This window comes from Bradyrhizobium sp. CCBAU 11357, assembly GCF_028128865.1.
Classification (GTDB): domain Bacteria; phylum Pseudomonadota; class Alphaproteobacteria; order Rhizobiales; family Xanthobacteraceae; genus Bradyrhizobium.
Genome location: NZ_LBJW01000105.1, coordinates 58,752 through 71,365 on the forward strand (window position 1 = coordinate 58,752; position 12,614 = coordinate 71,365).

The window sequence follows — 12,614 nt, forward strand, 5'->3', positions numbered from 1 at the left end:
ATGTCATCCGCCTTGCGTCTATCGATCATCATGGTGCTTCTGCTCGCAACCACTGCGTTCGGGCTGATCGCCTATAACATGAACCTGCCGAAGGCGCCCGCTCCGGCCCCGGCGCAAGTCACGGAGACGGCCCCGGCACCGGCACCGGCGACGACCGCCGGATACTTCGTCGCGGCGCGTTCCTTGCCGAAGGGAACTTTGGCTCGCGAAGAAGATTTCACGGTGCGGTCGGTGCCACCGGAGCGCATTCCTCAGGGCGCGATCCTTGAAACGCCCGAGTCCAAGGCCGGACTTCCCGGTTCTCTGATCCGCAGGTTCGTTGAAGCAGGCAGTCCCGTGACGTTGCAGGACATTCTGCGTCCGCGGGATCGAGGCTTCCTGGCCAGTGTCCTGGCACCGGACAGCCGTGCCATCAGCATCAAGGTTGACGAGGAGGCGGGTGTCTCCGGCCTGATCAGGCCGGGTGATCACGTTGATGTCGTGTTGACCCAGGTGTTCGAGAAGGTCGACACCGCACGTCGAGCCCTGAGCGAGACCGTTCTGCGCAACGTTCGAGTCATCGCGATCGACCAGGAGATCGTGCAGGGTGCGCGACCAATTAGCGGAATGGCAGGCAAGCAAACGCAAACCGTGTCGCTGGAGCTTGCGCAGGAGCAGGTCAAGAAAATCATCGTCGCAAAACAGCTTGGAACACTGTCTCTCGCTGTACGTGCAGCAGTCGATCAATGGGACAAGGCCGACACTGGCGCGATGTCAAGCTGTGATGTGTCCCCGGAACTTGCTCGCCAGTACGCGATCGCACGTCAGAGAACGGCAGTCGTCATTCATTCGGGCGGCGAGACCAAGCAATACACGGTCAGAAAGCAAGACGAGGACGCTCTCGTCAGCTGCGAGGGGGCCTCGGAAGTTGTGCACCAGACCGCAACGGCCGAAGCTTATGCCAACAGGTTTTCGGAGAAACGTTGATGAACATTGCCATAGCCGCTCCGCCCGAAGAATCGACATCGATCGTCACGCGTAACCGCGTCGTCTGTTTCGTAAACGACGAGATCAGCGCCGCGGCTTTGCGCAAGGGGCTCGAAGGCGCCAACCTCTCGATCAGGCGCGGCACGATCCGCAATGCGATACGGATGCTGGAATCCGACACAGACCTGTGCGCGCTGGTAACAGACATCAGCGGCATTGATGATCCCTTCACTGAACTGGAAAGGCTGGCCGGCGTCTGTCCGCCCGATGTCCGCGTAGCTGTGATTGGCGAGAACAGGGAGATCACCTTCTACCGTGAGCTTCTGGAGCTCGGCCTGGCCGAGTATCTGCCGCGGCCGCTCACGCGCGATTTGGTGCTGGACCAGCTGCGCCCCAAGCTGCTGGGTGACGTTGCCGCCAACCAGATCGATCGTGGCGGTCACGTGGTTTCGATCTGTGGGGCGCAGGGCGGGGCCGGCGCCACGAGCATCGCGATCAATCTGGCACTGCAACTGGCCGAAACCACCAGGGCCAAAGTGGCGCTGCTCGACCTTCATCTGCAGGGCGGCGAAGCCGCCGTGATGTTGGGTGTCCGTCCCGGGCCGGGGCTGCGCATCGCCCTGGAGAATCCGATGCGGGCGGACACGCTGTTCCTCGAGCGGGCGGCAATCGAAGTCAACGAGCGGGTCTGTCTGGTCTCGGCCGACGAGGATCTCGATGCGCAGCTCGAAATCACGGAAGCCGGCGTACGACACGTGCTGGGTCTGCTCCGTCAGCGATTCAACTACATCGTTGTCGATGTGCCCGTCCCGTTTCCCCCGTCGATCTATCCGGTGATTACGCTTTCCCGTCACGTGATGGTGCTGCTCGAAGCCGAGGTGACCGGACTTCGTAATGCCCACGCACTGCGCACCGCCGTCATCAACATCGCTGGCAAAGATCGGGTCTTTACCTTGCTCAACCGGGCCGGTCGTCCCGGTGGACTTCCCAGGGCGGCAGTTGTCAAGGCGATGGGCGCAGAGCCGGACATCGTCGTTCCCGATCTCGGCAAGGGGATGACCGAGGCGGTCAATCTCGGAATTCCAGCTCTGAAGCACGTCAGGAAGCTGCGACGTCACCTGGCGCCGATTGTACGGGAGATCAGCGGCGTCGGCGCCGAGCGGAAGAGCTGGTGGAGGAGGGTGCTCACAGCACATCTGCGATGAAAAAGTTCGGTCGGCGTGAGGAAGAGGCGTCCGCTTTTGCAGCTGCGTTGGGGACCGGGCTGCCTGGTCCTGCGGCAGGCTTGCCTCTGTCGATGCCCAACGTTGCTGCATCTGCGCCAAGCGCGCCTCCACTCGTGTCAAACGTGCCCGCATCCGCGCCCAGGCGCGACGAACCCCCGATCCACCACCCGGTGATACCGGCTTCGTTGCGTGAACGGGTCATCGAGCAGATCGAGCCAGCGGTGGCCGCAACCGTTTCGCGCGAAGTTCTTCGGCGGCAGATCGAGGAAATCATCCATCAAATTGCCAACCAGGAGCGGCTCGAACTGTCGGGGCGCGAGCAGCTTCAGCTCGCGGACGAGATTGCCGACGACATGACGGGGTACGGGCCGCTTCGTCCGCTGCTGCTCGATCAATCGATCAACGATATCATGGTGAACGGTCCGAGCAACGTCTACGTGGAACGAAGCGGCAGGCTGGAACGAATCGCAGTGCGATTCCGCGACAATGATCATATCGCCTCCGTCGCTCAGAAGATTGCCGCGCAGGTTGGCCGGCGCGTCGACGAATCCAGCCCGATGGTGGACTGCCGCCTGCTGGATGGCAGCCGCGTCAACATCATTCTCCCGCCGCTGGCAATCCATAGTCCTTGCATCTCCATCCGGAAATTTCCAACCCAGCGTTTGGACATTGCTGGATTGATCGAAAATGGCTCAATGACCGCGGCCATCGGAAAACTGCTGGAGATCGCCGCCCGGTCTCGGCTCAATGTTCTGGTCTCCGGCGGTACCGGATCCGGCAAGACGACGCTCCTGAACGCGATGAGTCAATTCATCGATCACAGCGAACGCATCGTAACGATCGAGGATGCGGCAGAGTTGCAGCTTCAGCAGCCGCACGTGATCAGCCTGGAGACCCGGCCTCCCAGTCTGGAGGGCACAGGGCAGGTGACGCAACGCGATCTGCTGGTGAACGCCCTGCGCATGCGTCCCGACCGAATCGTGGTCGGCGAAGTCCGCAGCGCGGAAGCTTTCGACATGCTCCAGGCGATGAACACCGGCCATGACGGTTCGATCTCCACGGTCCACGCGAATAGTACCCGGGATGCCCTGACCCGCATCGAAAACATGGTGCAGATGGGACAAGTCAATCTACCGTCGAGAGCCATTCGAGCTCAGATCGTCGCTGCACTCGATCTCATTGTGCAGGTCGAACGCATGCGGGACGGGCAACGTCGTATCGTTCAGATCAGTGAGGTCATCGGCCTCGAAGGGGAGGTGATCACCACCAATGACATCGCAGCCTTCGAATACAAGGAGGAGGATGAGCAGGGCCGCCTATCGGGCACCTATAGGTGCAACCTTGCAACTCCGAAATTCAAGAGCCGTCTTGTCTATTACGGGCTGGATGGAGCGTGGGCCGAGGCAATGAGGCAGATATGATGCCGGAGTCCGTAATCGCCTCTTTTCTGGCGCTCGCGATGGGCGCAGCTGCCATTTCGCTGTGGCTCGACGCTCGGGAGCGGCGCATAAATCGCCGGCTGGCGGGTGCTCTGCCAGCTTCCCATCCAGTCAACCTACCATCCATTCGCCGGTTGGAGGCTGGGTCTCCGTCGCTGTTGCTCCATCGCGTGGCCAACTACAATCGCGAGATACCTTACACGTTGCATCCAACCTATGTGTTGCTTGCCGGTGGCATCGCAGCAGCAGCAATCCTTTACACCAATCGCCTGCTGGGATTCTCCCTTCTTTACGTGTCCGTCGCGGCGGCAATTGCCGCCATAGTCGTCGTGCGAGGCCTCTTTGGATGGCAGCAGCGTCGCTTCGCCAGGCAACTTTTTCGACAACTGCCTGATGCGATCCAGCTCGTGACGAGCACCGTTCGATCGGGTCTGCCTGTGCACGAAGCGTTTCGCGCCCTCGCGCGCGACATGCCGCAACCAACAGCTGGGCAGTTTGCCATCGTATGCAGCGAGGTGAATCTTGGAAGACCTCCCGAGGACGCCGTCCAAAGTGTCTATCGGCGAACGCAGGTGGCGGAATATGCGATGTTCGCGGTGACCCTTGCAGTTCAGTTGAAGTCGGGTGGTAGCCTTGCGGAGACCTTACAGAACCTGGGAGACACCGTAAGGCAACGTGTTGCACTCGCTGCTCGGGCCAAGGCGCTGGCAGGAGAGGTGATCTTTTCCTCACGGGCGCTGACGATCTCGCCCTTGCTTGGGGGCGGGGCGCTATACGCGGCCAATCCGCAAACGGTCGATCTGTTGTTCACTGATCCCGTTGGAAACAAGCTGCTGGCCTACGCAGTGGTCTCGGTGCTTGTCGGAGCCTTGGTGATAAGTTGGATGGTCAGACGGGAAACGGCACTATGACGCTCGGTCTTGGTCTGGTGGCCCTTGCATTCGCAGCTGGTACTGCGAGTTGCGTGTTGATCATCCGCGAAATGCACATTCGCGCTTTGGACGTGCGGGTATCGCACGCGGTGATGGGCGTTGCGGGACGATCAGCGCCTTTCCAAGACATGACCAGTTGGTTTTCATCGCTCGGAATGCGGTACCGCCGCTTCTACGCAGAGGAAAATCTGGATCAGCTACGCGCGATTCTTCAATCAGCCGGTTTCAATCACCGTCGAGCCCTGCCGACCTGGATCGGTGTCAAGGCCGTCAGCATGTTCTTATGCCCGATCATTGCCGGAGGGGTCGCTCAGCTCTCGGGGAAGCCGCTGCTGGACGTGCTGGTTTTCACACTGATGGGTGTGGCGGTCGGGATCGTGGGGCCGCGGTTGATACTGGCGATGCTGAAGCGGCGGTTTGATGCGGCCATTCGTCTTGGCACGCCGGATATGATCGATTTGCTGGTTGTGTGCAGCGAAGCGGGAATGGGCCTGGAGAGCGGGCTGGCGCGGGTAGCGCAGGAAATGAACGAGACCAATCCGTCCATAGCCGGGGTGTTGAGGAATCTTCTTGATGATCTCCGGATACTGCCTAGCCGCAGCGAGGCATTCGAGAAGCTGGGAGCTACGTCGGATGGGCTGCGCCGCTTCGGGACTATGCTCGCTCAAAGCCTGCAATACGGAACGCCGGTCGGCCAGGCTCTGCGGAGCATCGCCGTCGACCTGCGGCGAGAACGTATTACCAAGCTCGAAGAAAGAGCACACAAGCTGGGCGCCAAGCTGACCATCCCCATGGTCCTGTTCCTGCTTCCAGCCATGTTCGTCATTTTGGGAGGAAGTCCCATTCTGCATCTCGTACGTTCATTTGCCAGCTTCGGTAAATAGCCATGAGCACCGTTGTCCTGTCGAAATCCTCCTCTTACGATCGGACGATGCAGCTGTTCGGCGGCATGTGGTTCATGTTGCTGGCACTTGGCGTCGCCTTCAAGATTGGCTCGTCGCCGAATGATCCCTGGCCCTCGCTCCTGTCGAGCGTGTGCCTTGCGATCTTCTACGTCCTGCTGGCGCTGTTGACCATCACGCGGCCGCCGGCAAAGGCGCAGGCGGAAGGTCTTCGCCCGAGAATAGCGGCGTTCGTCGGCACTTACATGCCATGGTCGATCGCGCTCTTCGGCAAGACCGACCAGGCGCTCCCAAACCTCGCATCCACCGCTTGCGTATTGATCGGCATGATCATGATGCTGGTCACCATCAGGCATCTTGGCAGGTCGTTCAGCTTGGTGCCCCAGGCGCGCAACGTGGTGCAGACGGGTCCGTATCGGTGGATCAAGCACCCGCTCTACCTTGCGGAAGAAATCGCGGTGTTGGGTGTGGTGCTGAAAAACCCGTCGCTGCTGACGGCCTTCCTGCTCCTCCTTCATATCGGCGTCCAGATTTGCCGAATTCATTACGAAGAGGACCTGCTTCGGCGCAACTGCCCTGAGTATTCGAGTTACGAAGCCTCGCGCTGGAGGGTGATCCCCTATGTTTGGTGAGTGCTGTTCCGGTCGACGACCGGAAGGGTAAGTATCGGTCGAGGTAGGCTCATGAGCCACAAAAAGTCGTTCATCGTGGATCAACGCGGGGCCGTCGCGTTTGAGACATTGATCGTCTACCCGGTTTTGGTGGCGTTCCTGCTCATGCCGCTCGCCGACCTGGCTGCTGCGGGCTTCCAGTTTATCTCCGCATGGAGCGCATTGCGCTCCTTCGGGCAGTATGTGCAGTACGCTAATCCGCTCGCCCCCGACGGCACGGTGAGCTGGAACACAGGGCTACAGACGACAGTCGCGGGTCATGCGATCAGCAACATTCAGGTTTTGTGCGGAGACGCAGGGGCCACCTGTTCGCCAGGGAATCTGGCTTCTCCCAAGTACATTACATTCTCGACAACCATCACTTTGGCTCCAATTGTATGGAGAGGGGTGCTGTGTCCCACCACTTGTACCTACACGCTGCCTTACTCAGAACGCTTCCAGTAGGAGGCTTAAATGCGTAGTCTGCTCCGTTCCCAACGTGGCTCCATCGCATTCGCAACGGTCATCGCTCTCGTGCCGCTCATCGGAGTGGTCGCGCTCGGGGCCGAGGCCGGATCGTGGTACGTTACCCGCCAGCACGCGCAGAACGCTGCCGACTCGGCCGCCTATTCGGGCGCATTGCGGCTTTCATGTACGATGGCGGGTGCGGCCTGCGACGCGCAATCAGTGGATTATCGCGGCAAGGAATTCGCGGCACAGAACGGATTTTGCAACTCAAGTCCCAACGACGCCACCGCCTATCCGGGCAGAAACTGTCCGACAAGCCTACCGACCGGAATCTCGCGGGCCGTGCAGATCGATATCGGCACCTACAATGCGGGCACATTCACAACGCCACCTGCAGACACCGGCAATGCCGTTCGCGCCAGGGTCAGCCAGCAACAACCGGCGTACTTGGCGGCAGTGCTCGGTTTGACCGCCGTCAACATCCCCGCCCAAGCCATTGCACTGGTCCAGCAGCCGACCAAGGCCTGCGTCCTCGCGCTTGGACCTGATTCAGGCGCACTCAAGCTTGCTGGTAACCTCAGCAACAACGGAACTGGCTGCGCTCTGATGTCGGATACCAGTGTTCAACTTGCCAGCACTCCAACTTTCACCGGCTCGGGATGGGCACTTTATGGTGTGAATGGCTGCACCCCCTCGGGCAGCTGCAGCAATGTTAGCGTGCCGCACAACTATTTCATGACGTACGCTAGCAATCCGCTCAGCAAACTGGACACCGCATCGTTCAATAGCAGGACGGGCAATACAAATATGCCATGCACCCTTCAGGCGGATGGCTGGAAGCATTGCGCGCCAAATAGCGCCGGGACTGGAGCTTACGGCAGTTTCACGGTGCAGAACGGCGACAAGTACGTTTTGGACCCGGGAACATACTTCTTCTACAAAGCAAATATAAAGATGACCGGCGGACAACTGAAAGGCGTAGGCGTAACCCTCGTCTTGCTCGGAGACTCGCAGCTTACCATCAACGGGGGTACGGCTGATCTTTCCGCGCCTGTCACTAACACGTTCTCCTCCGATCTAAATGGCGTCCTGATCGACGATCAGGCTCCGAGCAAGACCAGCAACAAGGTCACCATCAACGGTGGCGGTCTGGTTAGCCTGGGCGGGGCAATCTACTTCCCCAAGGTCGACGTTAGCTGGGCCGGAACGACTTCCAGCACCAATACGACCTGTTCACAAGTGATCGCCAAAACCATCGACATGAGCGGTGGCGGCTACCTCAGCACGGAAGGCTGTGCTCCGGCCACGATCATTTACACCCAAGTTGTCGCTTTGGTGCAGTAATGAGAAAGCTCGACAATCGCGGTATGGCGCCGTTTGAATTCATCATGGTGTCCGTGGCGTTTTTCACGTTGATATTCGTCATCTTCGATCTCGGACGTTATGCCATCACGATGCAATCCTTGCGGACGCTCGCGAGTGCTGGCGCCCGTGCGGTCATGATTAGCTGCTATACGCCTGCCTTGCTTCAAAGCCCGCCGCAGTCGCCGGCCGGCTGCACCGGGGATCCCCTGTCCACCGCCGCCAAGCAGAACGCGGCCCCCTTCCTGTTTTTCGGAGGTCTGACGCCAACGCTGACCGTTGGGGCCAACAGCAACAGCCTGAGTGTTACAGCTTCCCAGGCAAACTTCACGATGCTGATGCCCATATGGGGCACAGCGCTCAATGCGCCGAGCGCCTCCAACCAGATTCCCTTCTAGGGCAAATATGGCAGCAAGTCTGACATGTTTCCCCCGGCAGTGCCTCGTGGCCGCGGCATGCGGGCCAAACGCGCGGGTTGCGGAATTACTCGGCCAAGCGAATCGCCAAGCGTGCGACCGACCGTCCTTCGATCGCAAAGCGACGACCGGAGCGCGTGCCCCAGAGCGGTCGCGCCGCCGGGATAGTTCACAACCAGAGAGAATGATGCGCGCTGGCAACATTGAAGAGTTTTCTTTCTGCTTGCGGCGGTGCGGTAAGTATCGCGTCTTGCAACCTGGCTGCATGAGGGACGATGATCTTGGAAGCACGTAGTAACGAATTGTAGTGGGACAAACCGTAAGCTCTGCGACGTGGTGCGCGGAGGAGAATTGTTGAGGGCATCGAGCACGTAGATTTGCGGGGATGCCGCGGATTGCTGTGGGGGGACTCGAATGGGTGGTGATCGCGTTTCGGGTAGGGCTGTAGGGAGGCTTCTCGCCTTTGGCGTGATGGGTCTTGGTGCGGCGCTCGCCTCCTTTGCGACCCCTGACCGCGCGACGGCTGCAGACCGGCGGGGTTCCTCCGGCGGCGTCTTCGTCAGCGAAATGAACGACGTCCAGCGGGTCAAGCTCGTCGTCAACAAGTCACGCACCTTCAAGGTCGATACCGCTTTCGCGACCATCGTGGCCGGCTCGCCTGATATTGTGGACGTGAAGTCGCTCAGCGATCACCTGATCTACGTGCAGGGCAAGCAGACCGGTACGACAAACGTCATACTATTTGACTCATCGATGAAGCAGATCGGGATCCTCGACGTCGAGGTTGTGATCGATACCGGAAATCTACAGCAGAACATCCGGACCAGCACCGGTGGCCACGGTATTCGCGTGTCGGCTTCCGAGGGGCAGGTGGTGCTGAGCGGGACCGCAGCCGACGCGGTCACCGCCGAGCGGGCCATGGCCATCGCCACCAGTACGGTCGCGAAAGGCGGCGTCGTCGTTAACGCGATGAGCGTCGCGGCGCCGCAACAGGTGATGCTCGAGGTGCGCTTTCTCGAGGTAAGCCGGGAGGCTGGACGCAACTTGGGCGTCAATCTCTATGCGGCGAATGCCAATGGGACGAACGTTGGCAACAGCGGGCTGGGCGGTGTGACACGCGCCGGTCGAGCGCCGATTGGTGGAATCAATACCGCCAACGGTCCTCTCGGTGCCGGGGGAGGGGCTGTCGGCGCTCCGCCGACGGGTAGTCTTCCGATCCTCGGAACTCTGGGGACGCTTGCCGGGACTGCAGGGGGGGTCGCGCCGGCACCGTTCGGAAGTCTGTTGACCAGTCTCATTCGAACCAGCAATGGCGGCTCGGTGGATTTGTTGATCTCCGCGCTGGAAACCAAGGGATTGGCCCGCCGACTGGCCGAGCCAAACTTGACCACGCTTTCCGGCGATGCCGCCCGCTTCCTGGCTGGCGGTGAGTTTCCAGTGCCCATACCGACCCAGACGACGAACGGCTTTCCGACCATCACGATCGACTACAAGAAGTTCGGCGTCGAACTGGCTTTCGTGCCAACCGTGCTATCGCGCGGTGTGATCAATCTTCGCGTCGAGCCGTCGGTCAGCGAGCTTGATTTCACCAATGCGGTGACGATCCAGGGGACGACTGTTCCGGCGTTGACCCGCCGCGATGCACGCACCACGGTGGAGCTGCGGGACGGCCAGAGCTTTGCGATCGCCGGCTTGCTGCAAACCCGCAACCGTCAGGACGTTTCGCAATTGCCCTGGATCGGCTCGGTGCCCGTGCTTGGAGCCCTGTTCAGCAGCAAATCGTACCAGCAGGAAGAAACCGATCTGGTGATCATCGTGACCCCACGCCTGGTCGCACCGGCCGCACCCGGTCAGCAACTGGCGTCACCGCTCGACTCCCGCCTTCCGGCCAATGACGTTGATTTCTTCCTCAATGGCCAGATGGAAGTCCGCAAGCGTTACCATGACTACGTCAACTCCGGAGGCGAGGTGAAGGGACCGTATGGCCACATCATCGCGCCTGAACTCAGGGCCCCCGTCGTCGTCCCGGCCGCGAGTGCCGATCAGACGGTCGTCAAAACTCTAAACTAGAGGACGCGCGAGATGACGATCAGGTATCTGGCTCTGTTTGCGCCCTTCCTCCTCGGGGGATGTTACGGCGTCGCCGGTCATGACGAGGTGGATCGCTACTTTCAACGTTCCGACACCATCACTATGACCGCCGGCAATGCCAAGGAGGTCAACGCCGTCACCCATACAATCCATCCATGGCCGCGATACGTCGGCGATCGCCGGATCGCATACGATGCTCGACGTGTGGGCTCCGCCGTGACGCGTTACGGCAACCAGCAACAGCCGGTGGATCAGCTTCCCGACATGGGCGATCCGACGAAACTCATGGGCCAGCGGCCTCCGGTCACGCAGAACGTCAACGTAACTGGATTGGGTGCGGGAGCATCGGCGGGAGTATCGGTGCCAGTCGGCCGGGCAGAGGGCAGGTAGCGGCCTCAGGTAATTGAGTTGGGCGATGGGACATTTTAAGTGCGGTGCAGTGAGTCCGCTGGGCCGGGCGGGGACAAAATTATGCGACGTGCCATTTTACTGCTGACCTGTTGCTGGCTGGCGCCAGGCCTTGCGGCATGTGACTATACCACGCGGGAGGCTGCCATCGTGGCTCCGGTCGAGCCACCGGGCGGGGATCCGGTGCAGGAGCCGACCGACGTCAAGTACTACCCGTCGGACGAGCCCGTGCGGCTGGGTCTGGAGCATTACAATCGGGGCAGTTACGGACTCTCACAGCGCTATTTCAAGGACGCCGTCGAGAAATCACCCAAGGACGTCACGGCCTGGATTGGGCTCGCGGCGAGCTACGACAAGCTGCGTCGTTTCGACCTTGCTGACCAGGCCTATGCCCGAGCGATCCGGCTCGGCGGCGAAACTGTGCAAGTCCTGAATGACCAGGGATATTCGTACATGCTGCGCGGCAATCTGAGTGCGGCGCGCCGAAAGTTTGAGAAGGCTTATTCGCTCGATCCAGGCAACCCGGTCATCGCCAATAACCTCGAGCTTCTCAATGGCAGCCGGCGGTTCATTGAAAGACCACCAAACAACCAGCCTTAAGGCGGCGGTCGGCTACTGCGATCGCGGCCAGTTCTCGTCAATTTGGCCCGATCACAGCATCAGCGTGACGGCTGCCGCTGCGGACGATGACAACAACGCCATTGCGAATGGTAAATCTTGCGCCGAGCAGTTTCCGCACCTTCTCCGTGATCGGAGAGGGAAAGGGAACGGTTTCTCCCGCGACGGGATCGCCGACCCTTATCGCTTCAGTCGCGGGGCCCGTAACTGGTGCAGGCTTGATATGGTCTCGGATAAGCTGAATCTCTTCACGTGACAGGATGAGCGGAGCCTGGTCAGGTTGGGTCTCCGACGGCGGCCTGGGTGTTCCACTGCTTGCCTTTTCGCGGATCTCATTGGCGCTTGCGATCTGATCGAGCCTGGCTACGCGTAGCTTGAGCGCGATGATATCACGTTGCAGTGTTGCGATCTCCAATTTGCGCGCGTTGACCTGCATGATGACAATGATCGCGCAAACGCAACTCACTACGAAGCCGACGCTCAGCAGTGCGATCAACCACCGCTCGAAGTTTCCCATCGACCCTCCGGTCGTCCGGGGGAGTTGATCGCGCTGGAGATGGCGCCGCCAGATGCGTCGTGCTCGGTCGATCCAATTGGGAGATCCCGTGACGCCGGTCGCCGCCTGGCCTGACCCAAAATGAGCGGCCGACGAGGCGGCTTGCTCTCGGGCTGGATCAACGAACGACGCCGTGTCGACTTGCTCAAGCCCTCGATTCTCAGGGACGCGATCCGCCGTTGTCAGATGAGCAGCAGGGTGGAAGGGATCCATCTGCTTATCGAGCCGGCTCATCTCCGCTCTCCATGCGGCCATCCATCAACTTCAGCAGTTCCGCCGATGCAGCTAGAATAGGGTACCCGAGGACTCGATCAATCGGAACGGAAAAGGCTCCAAACCGCCCCGTGAGCTGCTCTAAGAGTAGTTTCAAGAGATAGGCCGCCAACTAGATGCCAGGGTTCACCCCCGCGGATGCTCCGACCACGCGGATGCTGCGACCAGTAAGTTCATCGATTGTTCTCAACCCGAGGCTGCCTCTTAATCAGCGAGTCCCAGGTTCGAGCCCTGGTGCGCCCACCATCGCGAGAGCGATCTTCTTCAATGAATTGCGGGAAGAACTGCCGAGCCCGAAACGGCTCTC

At 60.4% G+C, this 12,614-nt stretch carries 13 protein-coding genes; 12 read left to right on the top strand and 1 reads right to left on the bottom strand.

Annotated features, from left to right (window positions below; translation table 11 throughout):
• The 12 genes from cpaB (at position 1) to XI05_RS23255 (ending at position 11,460) form a co-directional block, all read left to right on the top strand.
• Positions 1–966 (top strand): Flp pilus assembly protein CpaB, encoded by a 966-nt coding sequence (gene cpaB / locus XI05_RS23200; protein ID WP_271506011.1) that lies wholly within the window; start codon positions 1–3, stop codon positions 964–966.
• Positions 966–2,171, top strand: a complete 1,206-nt coding sequence (locus XI05_RS23205) for an AAA family ATPase (RefSeq protein WP_271506014.1) — start codon at positions 966–968, stop codon at positions 2,169–2,171. The genes cpaB and XI05_RS23205 overlap by 1 nt, the downstream gene beginning before the upstream one ends.
• Positions 2,168–3,613, top strand: coding sequence for a CpaF family protein (locus tag XI05_RS23210; RefSeq protein WP_271506017.1), 1,446 nt, complete (start codon positions 2,168–2,170; stop codon positions 3,611–3,613). Before XI05_RS23205 ends, XI05_RS23210 begins: the two co-directional genes overlap by 4 nt.
• A complete protein-coding gene (locus tag XI05_RS23215) occupies positions 3,610–4,542 on the top strand; it encodes a type II secretion system F family protein (protein ID WP_271506019.1) in 933 nt (310 codons plus the stop codon). The genes XI05_RS23210 and XI05_RS23215 overlap by 4 nt, the downstream gene beginning before the upstream one ends.
• Entirely contained in the window at positions 4,539–5,447 is a 909-nt protein-coding gene (locus XI05_RS23220; RefSeq protein WP_271506022.1) for a type II secretion system F family protein, read from the top strand. Before XI05_RS23215 ends, XI05_RS23220 begins: the two co-directional genes overlap by 4 nt.
• A 2-nt stretch (positions 5,448–5,449) precedes the next feature.
• Positions 5,450–6,097, top strand: coding sequence for a methyltransferase family protein (locus XI05_RS23225; RefSeq protein ID WP_271506025.1), 648 nt, complete (start codon positions 5,450–5,452; stop codon positions 6,095–6,097).
• A gap of 51 nt (positions 6,098–6,148) precedes the next feature.
• A complete protein-coding gene (locus tag XI05_RS23230; RefSeq protein WP_271506027.1) occupies positions 6,149–6,580 on the top strand; it encodes a hypothetical protein in 432 nt (143 codons plus the stop codon).
• A 9-nt stretch (positions 6,581–6,589) separates the two neighbouring features.
• On the top strand, positions 6,590–7,927 hold the full coding sequence (locus XI05_RS23235; RefSeq protein WP_271506029.1) for a pilus assembly protein TadG-related protein: 1,338 nt from the start codon (positions 6,590–6,592) through the stop codon (positions 7,925–7,927).
• Positions 7,927–8,343: a TadE family protein gene (locus tag XI05_RS23240; protein ID WP_172785649.1), complete on the top strand. Its 417-nt coding sequence runs from the start codon at positions 7,927–7,929 to the stop codon at positions 8,341–8,343. The genes XI05_RS23235 and XI05_RS23240 overlap by 1 nt, the downstream gene beginning before the upstream one ends.
• A gap of 432 nt (positions 8,344–8,775) precedes the next feature.
• The gene (locus XI05_RS23245) at positions 8,776–10,431 is read left to right on the top strand and encodes a type II and III secretion system protein family protein (protein WP_271506031.1); all 1,656 of its coding nucleotides are present in this window, start codon (positions 8,776–8,778) and stop codon (positions 10,429–10,431) included.
• Positions 10,432–10,443: 12 nt separating this feature from the next.
• Positions 10,444–10,842, top strand: coding sequence for a hypothetical protein (locus XI05_RS23250; RefSeq protein ID WP_271506033.1), 399 nt, complete (start codon positions 10,444–10,446; stop codon positions 10,840–10,842).
• Positions 10,843–10,923: 81 nt separating this feature from the next.
• Positions 10,924–11,460 (top strand): tetratricopeptide repeat protein, encoded by a 537-nt coding sequence (locus tag XI05_RS23255; RefSeq protein ID WP_135166076.1) that lies wholly within the window; start codon positions 10,924–10,926, stop codon positions 11,458–11,460.
• A gap of 37 nt (positions 11,461–11,497) precedes the next feature.
• On the opposite strand, the gene XI05_RS23260 is transcribed toward XI05_RS23255, so the two are convergent.
• Positions 11,498–12,268: a hypothetical protein gene (locus XI05_RS23260; RefSeq protein ID WP_271506034.1), complete on the bottom strand. Its 771-nt coding sequence runs from the start codon at positions 12,266–12,268 to the stop codon at positions 11,498–11,500.
• Positions 12,269–12,614 lie beyond the last annotated feature (346 nt).

Bases quoted from the DNA above. Each gene is read 5' to 3' on its own strand.
- cpaB (WP_271506011.1), top strand. From the start codon at position 1: ATGTCATCCGCCTTGCGTCTATCGATCATCATGGTGCTTCTGCTCGCA.
- XI05_RS23205 (WP_271506014.1), top strand. From the start codon at position 966: ATGAACATTGCCATAGCCGCTCCGCCCGAAGAATCGACATCGATCGTC.
- XI05_RS23210 (WP_271506017.1), top strand. From the start codon at position 2,168: ATGAAAAAGTTCGGTCGGCGTGAGGAAGAGGCGTCCGCTTTTGCAGCT.
- XI05_RS23215 (WP_271506019.1), top strand. From the start codon at position 3,610: ATGATGCCGGAGTCCGTAATCGCCTCTTTTCTGGCGCTCGCGATGGGC.
- XI05_RS23220 (WP_271506022.1), top strand. From the start codon at position 4,539: ATGACGCTCGGTCTTGGTCTGGTGGCCCTTGCATTCGCAGCTGGTACT.
- XI05_RS23225 (WP_271506025.1), top strand. From the start codon at position 5,450: ATGAGCACCGTTGTCCTGTCGAAATCCTCCTCTTACGATCGGACGATG.
- XI05_RS23230 (WP_271506027.1), top strand. From the start codon at position 6,149: ATGAGCCACAAAAAGTCGTTCATCGTGGATCAACGCGGGGCCGTCGCG.
- XI05_RS23235 (WP_271506029.1), top strand. From the start codon at position 6,590: ATGCGTAGTCTGCTCCGTTCCCAACGTGGCTCCATCGCATTCGCAACG.
- XI05_RS23240 (WP_172785649.1), top strand. From the start codon at position 7,927: ATGAGAAAGCTCGACAATCGCGGTATGGCGCCGTTTGAATTCATCATG.
- XI05_RS23245 (WP_271506031.1), top strand. From the start codon at position 8,776: ATGGGTGGTGATCGCGTTTCGGGTAGGGCTGTAGGGAGGCTTCTCGCC.
- XI05_RS23250 (WP_271506033.1), top strand. From the start codon at position 10,444: ATGACGATCAGGTATCTGGCTCTGTTTGCGCCCTTCCTCCTCGGGGGA.
- XI05_RS23255 (WP_135166076.1), top strand. From the start codon at position 10,924: ATGCGACGTGCCATTTTACTGCTGACCTGTTGCTGGCTGGCGCCAGGC.
- XI05_RS23260 (WP_271506034.1), bottom strand. From the start codon at position 12,268: ATGAGCCGGCTCGATAAGCAGATGGATCCCTTCCACCCTGCTGCTCAT.